General features: G+C 66.8%; 17 protein-coding genes. 11 read left to right on the plus strand and 6 right to left on the minus strand.

All coding sequences use genetic code 11. The annotated features are described in order from the left end of the window. Positions 1-33: 33 nt before the first annotated feature. Positions 34-528 (minus strand): CS1 type fimbrial major subunit, encoded by a 495-nt coding sequence (locus ACZK45_RS11495; protein ID WP_100434714.1) that lies wholly within the window; start codon positions 526-528, stop codon positions 34-36. Positions 529-638: 110 nt separating this feature from the next. Then, positions 639-1,373, minus strand: coding sequence for a CS1 fimbrial subunit B flags: Precursor (locus ACZK45_RS11500; protein ID WP_478444674.1), 735 nt, complete (start codon positions 1,371-1,373; stop codon positions 639-641). Positions 1,374-1,644: 271 nt separating this feature from the next. On the opposite strand from ACZK45_RS11500, the gene ACZK45_RS11505 reads away from it, so the two are divergent. The 7 genes from ACZK45_RS11505 to ACZK45_RS11535 all read left to right on the plus strand — a co-directional run bounded on the left by ACZK45_RS11505 (position 1,645) and on the right by ACZK45_RS11535 (position 8,634). After that, positions 1,645-1,944, plus strand: a complete 300-nt coding sequence (locus tag ACZK45_RS11505) for an EF-hand domain-containing protein (RefSeq protein ID WP_253143219.1) — start codon at positions 1,645-1,647, stop codon at positions 1,942-1,944. Positions 1,945-2,237: 293 nt separating this feature from the next. Then, entirely contained in the window at positions 2,238-2,537 is a 300-nt protein-coding gene (locus ACZK45_RS11510) for a hypothetical protein (protein WP_100434717.1), read from the plus strand. A gap of 62 nt (positions 2,538-2,599) precedes the next feature. Then, positions 2,600-5,359 carry a magnesium-translocating P-type ATPase gene (gene mgtA / locus ACZK45_RS11515; RefSeq protein ID WP_197615923.1) on the plus strand — a complete coding sequence of 920 codons (2,760 nt, stop codon included), beginning with the start codon at positions 2,600-2,602 and terminating at the stop codon, positions 5,357-5,359. A 31-nt stretch (positions 5,360-5,390) separates the two neighbouring features. Then, a complete protein-coding gene (locus tag ACZK45_RS11520) occupies positions 5,391-6,128 on the plus strand; it encodes an MgtC/SapB family protein (protein ID WP_478444675.1) in 738 nt (245 codons plus the stop codon). Positions 6,129-6,402: 274 nt separating this feature from the next. After that, the gene (locus ACZK45_RS11525) at positions 6,403-7,458 is read left to right on the plus strand and encodes a sensor histidine kinase (RefSeq protein WP_478058304.1); all 1,056 of its coding nucleotides are present in this window, start codon (positions 6,403-6,405) and stop codon (positions 7,456-7,458) included. After that, complete coding sequence (locus ACZK45_RS11530) at positions 7,451-8,092, plus strand: response regulator transcription factor (RefSeq protein ID WP_032129475.1); 642 nt, start codon at positions 7,451-7,453, stop codon at positions 8,090-8,092. Before ACZK45_RS11525 ends, ACZK45_RS11530 begins: the two co-directional genes overlap by 8 nt. Continuing rightward, complete coding sequence (locus tag ACZK45_RS11535; protein WP_478444676.1) at positions 8,089-8,634, plus strand: DUF1697 domain-containing protein; 546 nt, start codon at positions 8,089-8,091, stop codon at positions 8,632-8,634. The genes ACZK45_RS11530 and ACZK45_RS11535 overlap by 4 nt, the downstream gene beginning before the upstream one ends. 99 nt (positions 8,635-8,733) lie before the next feature. Here the strand turns inward: ACZK45_RS11535 and ACZK45_RS11540 are convergent, their stop codons facing one another. Beyond that, positions 8,734-9,906 (minus strand): low temperature requirement protein A, encoded by a 1,173-nt coding sequence (locus tag ACZK45_RS11540; protein WP_478444677.1) that lies wholly within the window; start codon positions 9,904-9,906, stop codon positions 8,734-8,736. A gap of 9 nt (positions 9,907-9,915) precedes the next feature. Further along, a complete protein-coding gene (locus tag ACZK45_RS11545; protein ID WP_125893560.1) occupies positions 9,916-10,182 on the minus strand; it encodes a hypothetical protein in 267 nt (88 codons plus the stop codon). Between the two features lie 203 nt (positions 10,183-10,385). Between ACZK45_RS11545 and ACZK45_RS11550 the strand changes: the two genes are divergently transcribed. The 4 genes from ACZK45_RS11550 to blaL1 all read left to right on the plus strand — a co-directional run bounded on the left by ACZK45_RS11550 (position 10,386) and on the right by blaL1 (position 15,227). Then, the gene (locus tag ACZK45_RS11550; protein WP_032129471.1) at positions 10,386-10,910 is read left to right on the plus strand and encodes an RNA polymerase sigma factor; all 525 of its coding nucleotides are present in this window, start codon (positions 10,386-10,388) and stop codon (positions 10,908-10,910) included. After that, on the plus strand, positions 10,907-11,758 hold the full coding sequence (locus tag ACZK45_RS11555) for a FecR family protein (protein ID WP_478444678.1): 852 nt from the start codon (positions 10,907-10,909) through the stop codon (positions 11,756-11,758). Before ACZK45_RS11550 ends, ACZK45_RS11555 begins: the two co-directional genes overlap by 4 nt. Positions 11,759-11,829: 71 nt before the next feature. Further along, positions 11,830-14,259 carry a TonB-dependent receptor gene (locus ACZK45_RS11560; RefSeq protein ID WP_478444679.1) on the plus strand — a complete coding sequence of 810 codons (2,430 nt, stop codon included), beginning with the start codon at positions 11,830-11,832 and terminating at the stop codon, positions 14,257-14,259. A 95-nt stretch (positions 14,260-14,354) separates the two neighbouring features. Next, positions 14,355-15,227: a L1 family subclass B3 metallo-beta-lactamase gene (blaL1, locus tag ACZK45_RS11565; RefSeq protein ID WP_478444680.1), complete on the plus strand. Its 873-nt coding sequence runs from the start codon at positions 14,355-14,357 to the stop codon at positions 15,225-15,227. 128 nt (positions 15,228-15,355) lie between these two features. Here the strand turns inward: blaL1 and ACZK45_RS11570 are convergent, their stop codons facing one another. Further along, positions 15,356-15,895: a DUF411 domain-containing protein gene (locus ACZK45_RS11570; RefSeq protein ID WP_197615621.1), complete on the minus strand. Its 540-nt coding sequence runs from the start codon at positions 15,893-15,895 to the stop codon at positions 15,356-15,358. Between the two features lie 477 nt (positions 15,896-16,372). Beyond that, complete coding sequence (locus ACZK45_RS11575; protein ID WP_478444681.1) at positions 16,373-18,658, minus strand: FdhF/YdeP family oxidoreductase; 2,286 nt, start codon at positions 18,656-18,658, stop codon at positions 16,373-16,375. Between the last annotated feature and the right edge of the window lie 99 nt (positions 18,659-18,757).

Here is an 18,757-nt window from a genome sequence, read left to right on the forward strand (position 1 = left end):
ATGCGGCAGGAAGGGCACGAAGCTGCATGATCGTCAGATATCGCTTTCGAAGATCATGTGGAACTGGCCGCCGTAGCTGCCCTGCTTGTAGCCATCGGTCGGCACGGTGGGGGTAATGGCAAACGCCAACGACTTGCCGGCCGCGGCCTGTGCGGCATTGGCCACCGTGATCTTGGCGGCCGAGGTGGCCGGCACCACCACGTTGTCCAGCTTCACGGCGAGGTCGACCACGTCGGCGGCCGAGGCCATCTGCGCCGGCGCAGACAGATAGGCGGTGATGGCCGCCGGCGACTTGATGTTGATGACACGGCCGGTCAGATCGCCCAGGGTCTGGCGGGCGGTATCCCACGGCAGGTTCTGCGGCAGGCCTTCCCAGCCATCGGGGGTGGACACCTGCAGGCCAGCGGTGTTCGGCACATCAGCGGTGACGTTGACGGTGATCGACTTGGTTTCGGTCGCGGCCAGGGCAATGGCCGGGGTGATCAGCAGGGCGGTAGCCGCTGCCAGCAGGGTGGTCTTCAGGGACATGGATGCACTCCAGGTTCAAGGGTAGGAATCAAGGTGCCAGGCAAGGGCAACGCCGTCCCAGCGGGCGCCTGGCAGGCCCGTTCGGGACAGATCCAACGGTGGAAGTGGGCTTAACGGCGTGAGTCGATGCTGCGTTGGCTGTCGCCTTCGCGAAGCTCGAAGCGCAGGAACTGGTGCTCGGCAGCCTGCAGCGCGTAGCTGTTGCCGGGACGCACATGCGCGATGATTCCCGGCGTGCAGGTATCGGGACGGTCGCGCTCGCACTGGCGCAGGTTGTCCAGCACCACGGTGGCATTACCGCGATTGCGTACCTGCTGTTGCTCGATGAGCGTGTCGTAGTGCGGGTTCTCCGGCGCGACGAAGAAGATCGTGCCGTAGCCGGTGAACACGCGGATGGCCGAGGTGAGCTCCGCAGCCTCCCGGGCCTGCTCTTCGCTGATCGAGAAGTCCTCGGCCGTTGGCGCCACCGGGATGAAGCGCAACCGGTAGTAGCGCTCCTGGTCACGCGCACCGCGATACACCAGGCGTGTGGCCTGCTGTCCATTGCCTGCGATGATCAGGCGACTGGGGCTGGCGATGACTCCTTGCGCATCCGGCGTGTTGCGGACCAGCGCTGTGGTATCCACCGGCGTTTCGCTGGCCTTGCCCTCCGCATCGAAGTGCATCTGGGTGACTTCAACCCGCACGTAAGCCGTGGCGTCACCGGTGTTGCGGATGCGCTTGAGCAGGTTGCTGTGCGTGGGCTGCAGATAGTCGAACAGCACGCCTACGTTGATCTGGGGTGTGGATGCGTGCGCGCTACCAGACAGGATGACCAACAGAATCAATGAGAGAAGACGACGCATGGCGGGCCCGCAGGGAAAGGCGAGCGCGAATTTTCACGACCGCATCACAATCTCGATATGCAAAAAGTTGCAAAAGCCGGACATGTCCTACGCATCTGAAGCGATTCCTAGTCTGCCGGTCCTGACCCGCTGGACCGGCGCCATCGCGGTGAACGGCGCCCTACTTGCGTGCACGCTTGCCTGCATTCTTCGCAACCGGCTTACAGTCCCCCGCCGAAGATCCGGCCGTGGCCACCACACCGGTGGACCGCCCCCTCCTCAGGAGCACGCCATGACCGGTTTCCGCTACCTTCCCGCTCTCCTCATCCTCTCGGCCGGCATTCTGCTGGGCGGTTGTTCCAAAACGCAGGAAGCCAGCAAGGCCACCGCGGCCGAGGACGTAACCGAAGTGAAGTTGATTCCAGCCTATGAATCGCTGGACAAGGACAAGGACGGCATCGTCACCCTGGCCGAAGTCGATGCGGTTGCGCCGGACTGGGCAGAACGACTGCACGCCTGCGATACCGATCGCAACAAGACGTTGAGCCGCGGCGAGTACGACGTGTGCAAGCAGACCAGTGCCTCGCATTGATCCCTTGATGCGCCATCGATTGGCGCGATGCTTGCCCGGCTATACCAAGGTATAGCCGGGCTAACCCACGAGCCTCTAGGACTGCCTCATTCAGGGGCGGACAATGGCGCCACTGGCCAGGGCAACCCTGGCTGGCTCCCTCCCCTCATGGAGACGCAGATGGACCCCGACCCTGCCGGGCGCACCGCGCCCCGTATGCCCGCCTGTTGCCTGTTCCTGGCGCCTGCCCGCCGGTCCCTGCCTGCCTGAGTGACGGGGGATCGCCAGGCGCCGCCTGCCTGGAGATCACCCCCATGTCCTACAAGATCCTCTACATCACCCTACGCCGCCTGATCGGCGAGCGCGATGTTGCCGCCCTGCGCAGCCACCTGCTGCAGCACGGCCCCGTGATTTTCGCCCGTTCGCTGTCGCTCGGTTCGCCGCGCGTGGTCGCCGATGCACTGTCGCTGCTGCCGATCAGCGAACGTATCAACGTGCTGCGCCATCTGCCCTACCCCCTTCGCGATGCGATGAAGCCGCTGTGCATCGGCGGCAGCCAGCGCCTGCACATGCAGCCGTGGTCGCCGGCGGTGCTGGCGATGCGCCACGCCTGAACCGTTGCATCCGTTCCGTTCGTGTTCCGGCCGCGGCCGGCTCTGACATTCAAGGAGTTCCCATGAGCCTGCTCAACGCCTGGTTCAATGCCTTCCTGCGCAGCCGTCGCGCAGGCAACCTGTTCGGCCGTCGCGCCATGCCCGAAGCCGGCTTCGGCCCGGGCAGTGCCGAAGCCGCACCTTTCGCGCTCACCACCGGCCTGGTCACCCTGTCGCAGCTGGACGAGCCGCGCCTGCTGGCTGCGCTCGACTCGCACGTCGATGGCCTCAGCCCGCACGAGGCCGAGGAGCGGCTGGCCACGCTCGGCCCCAACGAGGTGGATCACGAAAAGCCGCTGCCGTGGTGGCGCCATCTGTGGCAGTGCTACCGCAACCCGTTCAACCTGCTGCTGACCGTACTGGCGGCGGTGTCCTGGCTGACCGAGGACATCAAGGCCACGATCGTGATCGGCGCGATGGTGCTGCTGTCCACGCTGATCCGCTTCGTGCAGGAAGGCCGCTCCAACCGTGCCGCCGAGCGGCTGAAGGCACTGGTCGGCAATACCGCACGCGTGCTGCGCCGCAATCCGGGCACCGAGGCCGCCGATGTGGCCGACCAGTACTTCGGTGCGCACCTGCACAGCCGTCGCCCGGCCCGCCTGCTGGACCTGCCGATCCGTGAGCTGGTGCCCGGTGACCACATCGTGCTGTCGGCCGGCGACATGATTCCGGCCGATTGCCGCGTGCTGACCGCCAAGGACCTGTTCGTGGCGCAGGCGGCGATGACCGGCGAGTCGCTGCCGGTGGAGAAGTTCGCGCACCCCGGCGACGGCCTGGCCGGCCTGCTGGAGCAGCACAACCTGCTGTTCATGGGCACCAATGTGGTGTCCGGCACAGCCACCGCCGTGGTGCTGGCCACCGGCAACCGCACCTACTTCGGCACCCTGGCCCAGCGCAGCACCGCCACCGACCGTGCGCCCACCGCGTTCCAGGCCGGCGTCAACAGCGTCAGCTGGCTGCTGATCCGTTTCGCGCTGGTGATGGTGCCGTTCGTGCTGCTGATCAACGGCTGGACCAAGGGCGACTGGACCGAGGCCTTCCTGTTCGCGCTGTCGGTGGCGGTAGGCCTGACCCCGGAAATGCTGCCGATGATCGTCACCTCCACCCTGGCCAAGGGTGCGGTGCTGTTGTCGCGGCGCAAGGTGATCGTCAAGCGCCTGGATGCGATCCAGAACTTCGGCGCGATGGAAGTGCTGTGCACCGACAAGACCGGCACCCTCACCCAGGACAAGATCGCGCTGGAACGGCACACCGACGTGTTCGGTCACGATTCGGAGGATGTGCTGAAGTTTGCCTACCTCAACAGCCATTTCCAGACCGGGCTGATCAACCTGCTCGACCGTGCGGTGCTGGAGCACGTGGAGCTGCAGAGCTCGCTGCGGCTGTCGCAGGACTACCACAAGGTGGATGAGATTCCGTTCGACTTCGAGCGCCGCCGCATGTCGGTGGTGGTGTCCGAACGCGAGGACCACCATGAGCTGATCTGCAAGGGTGCGGTGGAAGAGATGCTGGCGGTATGCAGCACGGTGCGCGAGAACGGCGAGGACAAGCCGTTGGATGAGCAGCGGCTGGCGCGCGTGCGGCAGACCACCGAAGAACTGAACGAACAGGGCCTGCGCGTGGTGGCAGTGGCGATGAAGGAAACCGCCGCCAGCCAGACCGTGTATTCGCAGGCTGACGAATGCGGGCTAACCCTGGTCGGCTACGTGGCCTTCCTCGATCCGCCGAAGGAATCGGCTGCGCAGGCGCTGCAGGCGCTGGCCGCGCATGGTGTGGAAGTGAAGGTATTCACCGGCGACAACGAGCTGGTCACCGCCCGCGTCTGTGCCCAGGTCGGGCTGGACGCGGACACCATCCTGACCGGACCACAGATCGAGCGCATGGACGACGGCACACTGTCGCGTGCATTGCACCACCACCGTGTGTTCGCCCGATTGACGCCACTGCACAAGGAACGGCTGGTGCGCGAGCTGCGTGCGCAGGGCAAGGTGGTCGGTTTCCTCGGCGATGGCATCAACGATGCACCGGCGCTGCGTGCGGCGGACATCGGCATCAGCGTGGACAGCGCGGTGGACATCGCCAAGGAGGCCGCCGACATCATCCTGCTGGAAAAGAACCTGATGGTGCTGGAGGAAGGTGTCATCCAGGGCCGGCGCACGTTCAACAACATGCTGAAGTACATCCGCATGACTGCCAGCTCCAACTTCGGCAACGTGTTCTCGGTGCTGGTGGCCTCGGCCTTCCTGCCGTTCCTGCCGATGCTGCCACTGCAGCTGCTGGTACAGAACCTGCTGTACGACATCTCGCAGATCGCCATTCCGTTCGACAACGTGGACGAGGAGCTGGTGCGCAAGCCGCTGAAGTGGAACCCGGCAGACATTGGCCGCTTCATGGTGTTCTTCGGGCCGATCAGCTCGATCTTCGACCTGAGTTGCTTCGCGCTGATGTGGTACGTGTTCGATGCGCGCACACCAGCCGACCAGGGCCTGTTCCAGTCCGGCTGGTTCGTGGTCGGCTTGCTGACCCAGACCCTGATCGTGCACATGATCCGTACGCCGAAGGTGCCGTTCCTGCAGAGCATCGCCGCGCCGCCACTGCTGGTGATGACCGGCCTGATCATGGCCATCGGCGTGGCCCTGCCGATGAGCCCGCTGGCTGGCTACTTCAAGCTGCAGGCCCTGCCGACCGGCTACTGGCCGTTCCTGGTGGCGATCCTGTTCGGCTACGCGGTGCTGACCACCCTGCTGAAGAAGATCTACATCCGTCGTTACGGCTGGCAGTAAGCGCCCGCCGCCTGGTCCAGGGAGAAACACAATGGACATCAATCCGAACCTGCCGGCGTTCAACGCCGGCGCGACCCTGAGCTCGTTGATCAGCCTCTCGGTGGCGTTCGTGCTTGGCACCGTTATCGGCCTGGAGCGACTGCTGCGTCAACGCACCGCCGGCCTGCGCACCAATACACTGGTGGCGGTGGGTGCTGCCGTCTTCGTGGACCTGGCCGTGCGCTTCCACGACCTGTACGGCGGCCCGCCGTCGCCACTGCACGTGGTGGCCTATGTGATCTCCGGTGTGGGCTTCCTCGGCGCCGGCGCGATCATGAAGGACGGTGCGCAGGTGTCCGGCCTGAACACCGCGGCCACCTTATGGGGCTCGGCGGCGGTGGGTGCCTGCGCGGGTATCAAGCTGCTGCCGGAGGCGGTGCTGGCGGCCGTGTTCGTGCTGGCCGCCAACACTTTGCTGCGGCCGGTGGTGAACCGCATCCAGCGGCAGCCGCTGCCGGAGGCGTTCAGCGAGGCGACCTATGCAATCAACGTGGTCTGCCAGCGCGAGCAGCAGGCCGAGGTGCTGGACCAGCTGTTGCTGCTGCTTGAACAGGCGCACTACCCGGTACGCGCGGTGGACCAGCGCCCATTCGGCGAGCGTGACGTGGAGATAGAAGCCGTACTGTATGCCACCACGGTGGATGCCGGTGAACTGGATGCGGTGCTGGCCACGCTGGCGACCACCCCCGGCGTGCTGCAGGGGTTCTGGAACGCCAGCCTGGAGGAGTAGTGCCGGCCGCTGGCCGGCAACCTCATGATCCCCGGACGCACCGTGCATCGCCTCGGCATGCCCACCGCTGGGGTAGTGCCGGCCGCTGGCCGGCAACCCCGTGATCTCCGGAAGTACCGTGCAGTTGCCGGCCAGCGGCCGGCACTACCAGGCATCGTTCTGGTTTGTGCCGGCCAACGGTCGGCACCCACCACACAAGAGCACGCCGACCCAGGTCGGCATCCACCAATGCCGGCTTTGCTATCCTTTCCGCCCACGCCCGGGAGCTTCCCCGATGCCATCGCTGTCGCCCCGCCGCCCGCTGGTGCTGCTGGCCCTGATCGTCGTGATGGCGGCGATCTTCCTGGTCGATACCGTCACCGACTACGCCGTGGCGGCGGCCTGCTTCTACGCAGCGGTCATCCTCGCCGCATCGCGCGTACTCGCCGCGCGCGGACTGATCAGCCTGGCCATCGCCTGCATCGCACTCACCGCCCTGAGCTTCTTCCTCACCCGCTTCGGCACCTACCGCATCGGCCTGGTCAACTCGGTGATCGGCATGCTGGTGATCGGCATCACCACCTACCTGGCGTTGAAGATGGAAGCGGCCAAGGCCGCAGTGCAGGAAGCACAGGGCCGGCTGCTGCGGGTGGCGCGCGCATCGACCGTGGGCGAGCTGACCACCTCCATCGCCCATGAAGTGAACCAGCCGCTGGCGGCCATCGCCAGCAGCGCCGAGGCCTGCCAGCGCTGGCTGGCGCAGGACCCACCGAACGTGGACAAGGCCCGGCAGACCGTGGCCCGCATCCTGGCCGACGCGCATCGCGCCGGTGACGTGATCGCCCGCATCCGCGGCCTGACCCAGGGTGCCGCACCGGAACGACGCGCGTTCGACCTGAACCAGGCGGTGGAGGAAATGCTGGCGCTGTCGCGCAGCGAGCTGGACCAGCACGGCGTGGCCGTGGCCCTGCTGCTCGATGCCGACCTGCCGCTGGTGCAAGCCGATCGCGTGCAGGTGCAGCAGGTGATCGGCAACCTGATCCTCAATGCGGTGGACGCGATGGAAGCAGTGCCCGCTGCCGATCGCCGCCTGTCCCTGTTGACCCAACGCGACGGACAGCGGATCAGCCTCAGCGTGCGCGACCGCGGTGTCGGCCTGCCCGCCGATCATCCCGAGCGTGTGTTCGATGCGTTCTGGACCACCAAGTCGCACGGACTGGGCCTTGGTCTGAGCCTGAGCCGTTCGATGATCGAGGCCAACGACGGCCAGATCCGCGCCGAACGACCGGCAGGCGGCGGTGCCTGCTTCGTGTTCGACCTGCCCATCGCCACGGATTCTCCCCATGCGTAAGCCCGCTGCACCCATCACCGACCCGGCACCCATCGTCTACGTGATCGACGACGATCCGTCGGTGCGCGCCGCGCTGGAAGACCTGCTGGCCTCGATGGGCCTGCAGGTGCGGGCCTTCGCCTCCACCCAGGCGTTCCTCGAACATGAGCTGGAAGATGCGCCGGCCTGCCTGGTGCTGGACGTACGCATGCCGGGCCAGAGCGGGCTGGAGTTCCATCGCACGATGGGCAGCCACGGCCTGCAGCTGCCGGTGGTGTTCATTACCGGCCACGGCGACATCGCGATGGGCGTCAACGCGATCAAGGACGGCGCCATCGAGTTCCTGACCAAGCCGTTCCGTGACCAGGAGCTGCTGGATGCTATCCACAAGGGGATCGACATCGACCGCCAGCGCCGCCGTGACGGCGAGGCACTCGATGCCCTGCAGCAGCGCTGGAACACCCTCAACGCCGGCGAGCGCGAGGTGGTCGACGGTGTGGTGCGCGGCCGCCTCAACAAGCAGATCGCCGGCGACCTCGGGGTCAGCGAGATCACGGTGAAAGTGCGCCGCGCGCAGGTGATGCGCAAGATGGGCGCGCGTACGCTGGTCGACCTGGTGCGCATGTACGACCGCTTGCAGGCAGGTTCCCCATGAGCGTGCATGTCGCACTGCTGCGAGCAGTCAATGTCGGAGGTACCGGCAAGCTGCCGATGGTTGAACTGGTGGCGATGTGCGAAGACGCCGGCTTCACCGACGTCCGCACCTATATCGCCAGCGGCAACGTGGTGTTCCGCAGCGGACTTGACGAAGCCGGCGTGCGGAAAGCCCTTGGCCAACGGCTGCAGGCCTATGCCGGAAAACCGGTGGGTGTATTGGTGCGCTCCGCAGCCGAGATCGCAGCGGTTGCCGCCCGCAATCCGTTTCCGCATGCCGCCGGCAATCGCGTGGTCGCGCTGTTCGTGGATGAGGCACTGCCCACGGATCCCTTGGCCGGGGTGACCGGCCTGCGCGATGAGCAGCTGGCTCTGGGTACCCGCGAGATCTTCGTCCACTATGGCGACGGCATGGCCGACTCACGCCTGCGGATTCCCTATGCCCAGCAGGGCACCGCCCGCAACCTCAACACGGTCGGCAAGCTTGCGGCAATGGCCGCCGCGCTCGGCCAGGCCACCTCAGGCGGTAGAGGGCGGCGGTAGAGTCGACTGTCAGTCGACTATCGCGCGCAGCGCGGGATTTTCCACAACCTTGTGGAAGAGCAGTCGACCAACATTCGACTCTACCCGGCAGAGGGCTGATCACGCCCGTTGCAGACGGTGCTTCAACCGCGTATCCATCAACCCCACCGCCAGCAGCACCGCGCTGGTCAACCAGCCAGCGGCCAGCAGATGGGTCTGCGGCACCACCACGCCCAGCACGCCCAGCGCCACCGCACCGATCAGATGCGAGTACGGTGCGCGCCCGTATACCACGCGCTTGTACAGCGCGCTGCCCAGCAGGTAGATCAACGGGCCGGCCACCAGCACCGTCGCATACACCGGCGTCACCGCAGCGTGCGGGTGGTCCATGACCAGGTCATTGCCCACCGCCGTAGCGATGATCCCGGCGATCAGCAACGCATGCACATAGTGGAAGTTGGCCCCCATCCGGCCCGGGTCTTCGGCATGGCTGATGGCCTCGGTGGCGTCGCGGCTGGAGATGCCGAAGTACAGCCACCACATGGCGATCGTGCCGGCGAACGTTGCCAGCACCGCCGACACCACCGCCCCACTCCACTGTTCGATCTCGCTGAGCACGCCACCGGTCGCCAGCAGCGTCTCGCCCAGTGCGACGATGACGAACAGCTGGCAGCGCTCGGCCAGGTGCCCGCCCTCGATGGTCCACTCGCGGGTGTGCGAACGGCCCAGCCCCGGGAACGCGAAGCCGAACATCGGTGAGACGTATTCGCACGCCACCGCCACCGCCCACAGCGCCAACCGCGTATTGCCCTCGGCTGCCGCACCTGCCAGCCAGAAGCAGGCCGACACGCTCACCCAGGCCAGCATGCGACGGAAGTTCGGCGTCAGGGGATGCGTGCGACCGACCTCCAGCAGCACGAAGGCGGTGCGCCCGACCTGCATGGTGGCGTAGGCCCCGGCAAACACCCAGGCGCGGTCAGCGAACGCCTCGGGAATGGACGAGGACATCAACAAGGCCAACAGCATGGTGGCAAACAGCAGGCCACGGATGCGCGGTGCCTCCGGATCGAACCAGTTGCTGACCCAGCAGGCATACTGCCAGCCCAGCCACACCGCAAACCACAGCACCAGGGTCTGCAGCACGCCGGCCAGGTCCAGGTGGTGCAACAGGTGGTGGCTGAGCTGGGTGACCGCGAACACGTAGACCAGGTCGAAGAACAGTTCTTCGTAGGTCACGCGGGCGTGGTGGCCGTCGCGCTGGCGCAGGGCCGGCAATCGCAGTCGTGTACTCATGGCTTTCCTTCAGCGCGCCAGGCGCCAGTAGAGCAGACCGGCCAGCAGGGCCGGCACCGCGAACACCAGCAGCAGGATCGGCAGTTCTTCACGTATCCCGTAGCCGGCCCTGCTGACGCCCACCCACAGGTTGGCCACCGTCACCAGCAGCCAGGTGGCAACGAATGCGATCAGGGCCGTGGGCAGTTGTGAGGTGCCCACGCTCCACAGCCGCCCGAACAGCAGGAACACCCCAAGCAGCACGACGCCACCCACCATCACCAGAAGCACATGCATGGTCCACCTCCTTGAGCCTGCAGGCAGGCTAGCCGTGGCCGATTCTGCGCTCCAGCCGATGATCGTGGATTCACTTTCCAGGCGCGGCGAACAATCGCCCTGACGATCGCGGCATGGCAAACGAGAACAGTTCCCATTAGTATTGCGTCATTGCGCAGGGATGACCTCCCGGCACCCGCCTTTCACCCTTGCTGCCCGTCCGGATGTCCCAGCCGACACTTCCCCGCCCACCTGCGCTGCCGCTGGTGACCTCGCTGGTGCGCCACTACGAGGAACTGGTGGACTACCTGCATCGCCGGTTCCGCTCGCCCGGGCTGGCCCGCGAAGTGGTGCACGATGTCTGTGTGCGCCTGCTGGAACGCCCGGCCGCGCATGACGCCCGCCAACCGATCGCGCTGCTGCGCAGGATCGCCCACGATGCGGCGGTCGACCGCTGCCGCGCCGAGGATCTGCGCCGGCACTGGGTGGAGCCCCGCGCCGAGCTCCCCGAAGGCGCCTGCGAGCGCCCCGGACCCGAGCGCCAGGCGCAGGGCCAGCAGGCGCTGCAGCGGCTGACCACCAGCATCGAGCGCATGCCCTGCCGGCGGCAGCAGGTGTTCATCCTGCACAAGATCCACGAGCTGCCCCAGGCCGAGGTGGCGCAGCGGATGGGCATCGGCCTGAAGGCAGTGGAACGTCATCTGCGCCTGGCCATGGCCGACTGCCGGCTGCACGGTGCGCTGCGGTGAGTCCTGCATCACCCGATCCGGCACCGCCGTCGCAGCCCACCGAACCGTCCGCCGAGGACACGCTCGATCAGCACCGGGAGGCACTGAAGGAGCGTTTCCCGTTGCCAGGCCCGGAGCAGTTGCAGCGGCGCCGCGGCGGATCTGGCGCGAAACGGGTACTGCCGGTGCTATTGCTGGCGGCCGCCGCGCTGCTGCTGGCCGACCCGGCCTGGCAGGTGCGTGACTACCAGACCGCCGTCGGCGAGCGCCGCGACATCGAGCTCCCGGACGGCAGCCGCGTGCTGCTCGACGCAGGAACCCACCTGCAGGTCCGTCGCCATCTGCGTTCGCGGCAGGTGCTGCTGGCGCAGGGCCATGCGCGCTTCGAGGTGCAGCATTCGGCATGGCGCCGCTTCCAGGTCGATGCCGGGCCGGTACAGGTACGCAACTACGGCACGGTGTTCGATGTTGACCGCCAGGGCGATCTCAGCGAGGTCACGCTGTGGCGCGGCGAGGTCGGTGTCAGCGTGGATGGCGGCGGCACCGAGCAGCGGCTGAAGCCGGGGCAGCGCCTGCTGGCCCAGCCGGGGTCGCTGTCTCCGCCGGAAGCCGTGGATCCGGACCTGGCCGACTGGACCACCGGCCGGCTGCAGTTCGACCGCATGCCACTGAGCGAGGTGCTGCGCATCCTGCAGCGCTATCACGACCGTCCGATCGTGCTGGACGACCCGGCACTGGGTCCGCTGCAGGTGTCGGGCGTGTTCGATGCCGATCGTGCCGAGACGGCGGTCGCGCTGCTGCCGGAGATCCTGCCGGTCCAGGTGCATACCGCCGCCGACGGCAGCCTGCATCTGCGCGCCCGCGATTGATTGCCACGCCGAGGGTGGGTTGCGCGCCGTCCCATCCGGCAAGTGCTTGAACCCTTCCGAAGGACCCCCGCATGACCCGCCCTGTTCCGCCCGCCGCGCTGCGCCGCCTGGCCCCCACCCTGCTCGCTGCCTGCCTGTGTGCGGCGCTGCCCGCCACCGCGCAGTCCGCTGCGTCCGCACCCGTCGAACTGCACCTGCCGGCCGGCCCGCTGCAAACTTCGCTCAACTCGCTGGCGCGGCAGAGTGGCATCCAGCTGCTGTTCGCGGCCGACAGCGTGAGCGGCCGCAACGCGCCCGCCCTCGACGGCCGCTACACCCCGCACGACGCCCTGCAGCGCCTGCTGGCCGGGCAAGGCCTGGCGATGCAGGAGCGCTCGCCGGGGGTGTTCGTGGTGAGTGCCACGCCGGCATCCCCCAAGCCCCGCGCTCCGGCCCGGGCCGCGTCATCGGCAGCGTCCCAGGCCACGACCACTTCGCTGGCCCGGGTCACGGTATCGGCCTCGACCGCGCGCATGCCGCAGGGCGAGACCGCGATGCCCAACACCATCACCGTGCTGACCCGCGAGGACATCGCGCAGCAGCTGGCGCTGGGCTCGGATGTCTCGCGCGTGCTGTCGGCGCAGATCCCGGCATTTGCCCCGGCGCGCGAGAAGATGTCCAACTACGGCGAAACCATGCGCGGCCGCGGCATCCTGTACATGGTCGACGGCGTGCCGCAGTCGACGCCGCTGCGCGATGGCTCACGTGATTCGCACACCATCGATCCGGCGATGATCGAACGCATCGAGGTCATCCACGGTGCCAACGCACTGCAGGGCATCGGCGGTACCGGTGGCATCGTCAACATCATCACCCGCAGCGCGCCCAGCGAGCCGGGCGCCTTCCTGCTCGACACCAACATCAGCTACAGCTCGGCCCTGCCCAGCCGCCGCGATGACAATGGCCAGCGCGGCTCGGCACTGGTCGGCGTGCGCGGCGAGCAGTTCGATCTGGTGGCCGGCCTGGCCTATGAGAAGCAGGGCCTGTATCACGACGGCCAGGGCCGTTCGATCGGTACCAACGCGCAGGGCGAACTGATGGATTCGACCTCGTCGAACGTGTTCGCCAAGCTGGGCTGGAACATTCCCGAGGGCCACCGCCTGCAGCTGATGGCCAACCGTTACGAGCTGCGCGGGCTGGACAACTACCTGGCGGTGAACGGTGATTACCGCACCGGCCGCCCGACCATTTCGGTGCCCGGCGATACGCCGCTGGATCCACCGATGAACCGCTCGCGTTCGTTGACGCTGGACTACAGCGCCGCCGACCTGCTCGGTGGCCGCTTCCAGGCGCAGGCCTTCGCGGTGGACTTCGAAGGCCGCTATGGCGCCAGCCAGTGGGATCCGTGGGGCAACACCGGCGCCAACGCCGCCTGGGACCAGACCCAGAACGAATCGGACAAGCGCGGCTTCAAGCTGACCCAGAGCTGGGCCCGCATCGCCGACACCACGCTGGACGTGACCCTGGGCCTGGACGGCCTGCGCGACCGCACCCACCAGGTGCTGCTGGCCAGCGGCATGAACTGGGTACCGCAGACCACCTATCAAAGCCTGTCGCCGCTGCTGCAGCTGCACTGGTGGCCAACCGACCACCTGATGCTGTCCGGCGGCCTGCGCTACGAAAAGGGCGAGCTGGAAGTAGGCGACTACACCACCCTGCCCCGCTACGGCGCGCGCAAGGTGGCTGGCGGCAAGCCGACCATGAGCGAGACCCTGCCCAACTTCGGCGCGGTCTGGTACATCAATGACCGCCTCAACGCCTACGCCTCGTATTCGGAAGGCTACACCGTGGCCGACGTCGGCCGTGTGCTGCGTGCAATCAATCGCGACGGCCAACGCGTCGACAATCTCATCGACCTGTCACCGGTGGTGTCGGACAACCGCGAGATCGGCCTGGAGTACGACGAGGGTCGTTTCAGCGGTGACATCGCCTACTACACCTCCGAATCCAAGCTGGGCTCGGTGCTGATCTACGATCCGGGCATCGATGCCTATGCGGTGCAGCGCCAGGCCACCCGCGTGGAGGGCTTCGAAAGCAACCTGCGCCTGCGCCTGGGCGACAGCCGGCTGGGCCTGGGTTATGCACGGGCCAACGGCCGCTACGATGCCGACGTCGATGGCCGCCTCGACAGCGACCTGGCCGGCGTCAACATCGCGCCGAACCGGCTGACCGCATTCTGGGAGCAGAGCTGGACACCACAGCTGAGCACCCGCCTGCAGGCCAGCCACGCCTTCGACCGCGACTTCGACCTGCGTGGCGCGCGGGTGGCGGAGTTCAAGGGTTACACCACGTTGGACCTTGTGGCCCGCTACGTGCTGGACAAGCACGCCTTCACGCTGGGCGTGCAGAACCTGGCGAACAAGCAGTACATCAGCTACTACTCGCAGACCACGCCGTCGAACCCGAGCTATTTTTCGGGCCGCGGCCGGGTGCTGACGCTGGGGTGGCAGTACCGGTACTGATCCATGGCGCCCTTATGGGAGCCATGAAATCTATGCGCGACGCGATGAAGGAGGCCCATGCTAGTTTCTGGGCCTCCTTCAAACGGACGTGAACCATGCGTTTCTCCCCGCTCGCCTTCGCCCTGGTCACTGCTCTCCCGATCGCGCACGCCAGTGGCGCCGAGACACCCCTGCCGCAGTTGCGGGCCTACACCGTGGATGCTTCCTGGCTGCAGCCGATGGCACCGCTGCAGATTGCCGACCACACCTGGCAGATCGGCACCGAGAACCTGACCGCGCTGCTGGTACAGACCAGCGAAGGTGCGGTGCTGCTGGACGGCGGCATGCCACAGATGGCCGGCCACCTGCTCGACAACATGAAGGCACGCGGCGTGGCACCGCAGGACCTGCGGCTGATCCTGCTCAGCCATGCGCATGCCGACCATGCAGGCCCAGTGGCGGAACTGAAGCGCCGCAGCGGCGCGCATGTGGTCGCCAACGCGGAATCGGCAGTGCTGCTGGCGCGTGGCGGCAGCGATGACCTGCACTTCGGCGATGGCATCACCTACCCGCCTGCCAGTGCAGACCGCATCGTGATGGATGGCGAGGTGGTCGAGGTGGGCGGCATAGAATTCACCGCGCACTTCATGCCGGGACACACCCCGGGCAGCACCGCGTGGACCTGGACCGATACCCGCGAGGGCAAGCCGCTGCGCATCGCCTATGCCGACAGCCTGAGTGCACCGGGCTACCAGCTGCAGGGCAATGCGCGCTATCCGCGCCTGGTCGATGACTACAAACGCAGCTTCGCGACGGTGCGGGCGTTGCCCTGCGACGTGTTGCTGACCCCGCATCCGGGTGCCAGCAACTGGGACTACGCTGCGGGTGCCAGGGCCGGTGCCAAGGCACTGACCTGCAAGGCCTACGCGGATGCGGCCGAACAGAAGTTCGACGCGCAGCTGGCCAAGGAAACAGCCGGGGCCCGCTGATTCTGTAGAGTCGAGCTTGCTCGACTGAAGCAGAGCAGTCGAGCACGGCTCGACTCTACAAAGAGCACGCCGAGGGTGGGCTCGGCTCTCCGAAGGGTGCCGGTCAGGACGACCGGCACCGCCGCCTGTCAGCCGCCCTGGCCGTGCTGGGCAAACGGCTCGGTGGTGCCATCGTTGCGCACCAGTTCAACGGTGTACGGCTGCACGTAGCCATCCGGCATTTCCATGCCCGGCGAGCCGGCCGGCATGCCCGGCAACACCAGGCCGCGCGCGGCCGGCCGCTCGGCCAGCAGTCGCTTGATGTCTTCGGCCGGGATATGGCCTTCAACCACGTAACCACCGATCTCGGCGGTGTGGCAGGACGCCTTGCCGACCGGCACACCCAGCCGGACCTTGATCGGGTTCATGTCATCGGTATCGCGAACATCCACCTGGAAGCCTTCGGCCTTCAGGTGGTCGACCCAGATGCCGCAGCAGCCGCAGCTTGCGGTCTTGTGCACGATGGCGATGGGCAGTGCCGGATCCACCTGCGACGGGCTGGCCTTGATCGGTGCCGCCGGGGCTTGGCTGGCAACCGGTGCGGCCGGCGATTCTTCAGCTGCACGTGCGCAGGCGGTGCTGGCCAGCACGGTGCCCAGCAGCAGGCCGAGGGAGAGAGAACGGTTCATGGTGTTGATTCCTTTGCAGATGCGGGCAACGCGGCCCGCTGCCTGCGCATCGAAGGCACAGGCAGAGTCGAGAATGAGTCGAGCAGCTACGGCAGGCGCTTGAGGCCTGCAGGGAATCACACGATGGGAGGGCGTAGCGGATCCAGCAACGGCGGCGGTGCGCGTTGCTGGGTGCTGGCTGGCAAAGGCGCCTCACGCCAGGGTGACGCTGGCGTTCCGCTCAGGGTGGCCAGCATGCCGAGGCTGGCCGGCGGGCATTCGCACTCATTGCTCTGGCAGACCGTTGATGCTGCCTCGTCGCAGCATCCGGCCATGGCCGCCAAATGCGGTGCGGCGCAATGGTCCGCGCTGGACTGCACCGCGTACGAGGATGAGGCAACCGCAAGCGCCGGTGCATTCAGCACCAGGGCAAGGAGAAGCATCCATCTCAGCAGCAGGCCAGGCAGGTTCACCCGTTGATGATAGCCGATGAACGCATCACGCAATCGCCTCGGCCATCGCCCGCATCCGCACCGGAATCGACTTGGCCGCCGGCGTGCCGCTGACCCGATCGTAATAGTCCAGCGGCAGCAGCGGGTTCAACTCGGGGTAGTAACCGGCCAGGGCGCCGCGCGGCATCGGGTAGTCCAGCACGGTCAGGCCTTCGATGCGCCGCTGCACGCCATCGCCGCTGATTGTCTCCAGGCTGACCAGCGCCTCCTTCTCCAGCCCGCGCGCCAGCCGGTCCTCGATGTTCATGAACAGCACCATGCGATCGTTGTACACGCCGCGGTAGCGGTCGTTGTAGCTGTAGATGGTGGTGTTGTACTGATCGTGCGAGCGCACTGTGGCCAGCCGCAGCATCCCGGGATCGTCCACCGGCGCGTCCACGTGCAGGCCTGGCATCACCAGGATGTTGGCCTTGCCGTTGGGCGTGGGCCACACCCGGCGGCGCGGCGGAATGTCCAGATGGAAGCCGTGCGGCTGCTGGATACGCTCGTTGAAGCCGGTGTAGATCTCCGGGTACACCGCCGCGATCAGCTCGCGGATGGGAGCGTAGTCATGCATGCACCCCGCCCAGTCGACCTTGCTGTGCGGCAATGTTGCCATCGCCATGCGGCAGACGATCTCGACCTCCGGGAGCACGTCCGTGCTGACCGGCTCGAGCACGCCGCGCGAAGCGGTCACGTTCGACATCGCGTCCTCGATGGTGACGAACTGCTCGCCGGCAGGCGTAACGATGCGCTCCGAACGTGCGACCACCGGCAGGATCAAGGCATCGCGGCCATGCACCAGGTGACCGCGATTGAGCTTGGTGGCGATGCCCACCGTCAGCTCCAGGCCGCGCATGGCCTCGTACGCGCGCGGCGTATCGGGCACGGCGTGGATGAAGTTGCCGCCCATACCGATGAACACCTTGGCGCTGCCGTCCAGCATCGCCTCGATCGATTCGACCACATGATGACCGTGCTCGCGCGGCGGATCGAAGCCGAACACCTGCTGCACGCGGTCCAGATAGGCCGGCTTGGGTTTCTCGTCGATGCCGACGGTACGGTCGCCCTGCACGTTGGAATGGCCACGGATCGGCCCGATGCCGGCACCGGGCTTGCCGAAGTTGCCACGCAGCAACAGCAGGTTGGCCACCTGCTGCAGCAGGGTCGAACCATACTGATGCTGGGTCAGGCCCATGCCATAGCAGATCACCGTGGCCTTGGAGCGGATGTAGATCTCGGCGCAGCGGCGGATCTGCGCCTGGGTGATGCCGGAGACCTCCACGATCTCGTCCCAGTCCTGCGCCAGCACGTCTTCGCGTAGCGCCTCCAGGCCCACCGTGTGTTCTGACAGGAACTCATGGTCAAGCACGCGCTCGCCCTGCGCTTCGCGCTCGAACATCACCTTCATCATGCCCTTGATCAGGGCCAGGTCGCCGCCGATGCGGATGTGCACGAACTCACTGGTGATCTCGGTCGAACCGAACGTGGCCATCTGCACCATGTCCTGCGGTTCGGCGAAACGGATCAGCGCACGCTCGGGCATCGGGTTGACCGCCACGATCGGGATGCCGCGTTTGCGCGCCTCGACCAGGTTGCTCATCATCCGCGGCGAGTTGGTGCCGGTGTTCTGGCCGATCACGAAGATCGCCTCGGCGTGCTCGAAATCCTGCAGCACGATGGTGCCCTTGCCCACGCCGATGGCCGGCGGCAGGCCGCGACTGGTCGGCTCGTGGCACATGTTCGAGCAGTCCGGGAAATTGTTGGTGCCGAACTCGCGCACGAAGATCGAATACAGGAACGCGGCTTCGTTGGGCGTGCGGCCGGAGGTGTAGAACTCAGCCTGGTGCGGGCTGTCCAGCGCCTGCAGATGACGGCCGATCAAGGCGAACGCCTCATCCCAGCTGCAGGGAACGTAGTGATCGGTGGACGCGTCGTAGCGCATCGGCTCGGTCAGCCGGCCCTGCATTTCCAGCCAGTAGTCGGTCTGCGCCATCAGCTCGGTGACCGTGTGCTGGGCGAACAGCTCGCGGCCGGCACGGAACTGGGTGGCTTCCCAACCCAGCGCCTTGGCACCGTTCTCGCAGAATTCCAGCTTCTTGCGTTCGTCGGCATCGGGGAACGCACAGCTGGGGCACTTGAAGCCACCGGGCTGGTTCATTGCCAGCAGCGCCTTCGAGCCCTTGCCGATCACACTCTGCTGCAACAGCACCTTGGCCGTGGCACCAGCGGCACCCCAGCCACCGGCCGGCTGGTTGTAGGGCTTGTAACGCGGCGGCTTCTGCTCGGACATGTTCGGGAACCTGGCAGGAGGAACACAACAATCAACGGCACGAGACGGGCCAGATGCGGCTTCTGCAGCGCGGCCAGCCCCGCAGTCAAGCACGGACAA

Source organism: Stenotrophomonas sp. 63632_Sma (assembly GCF_056482875.1).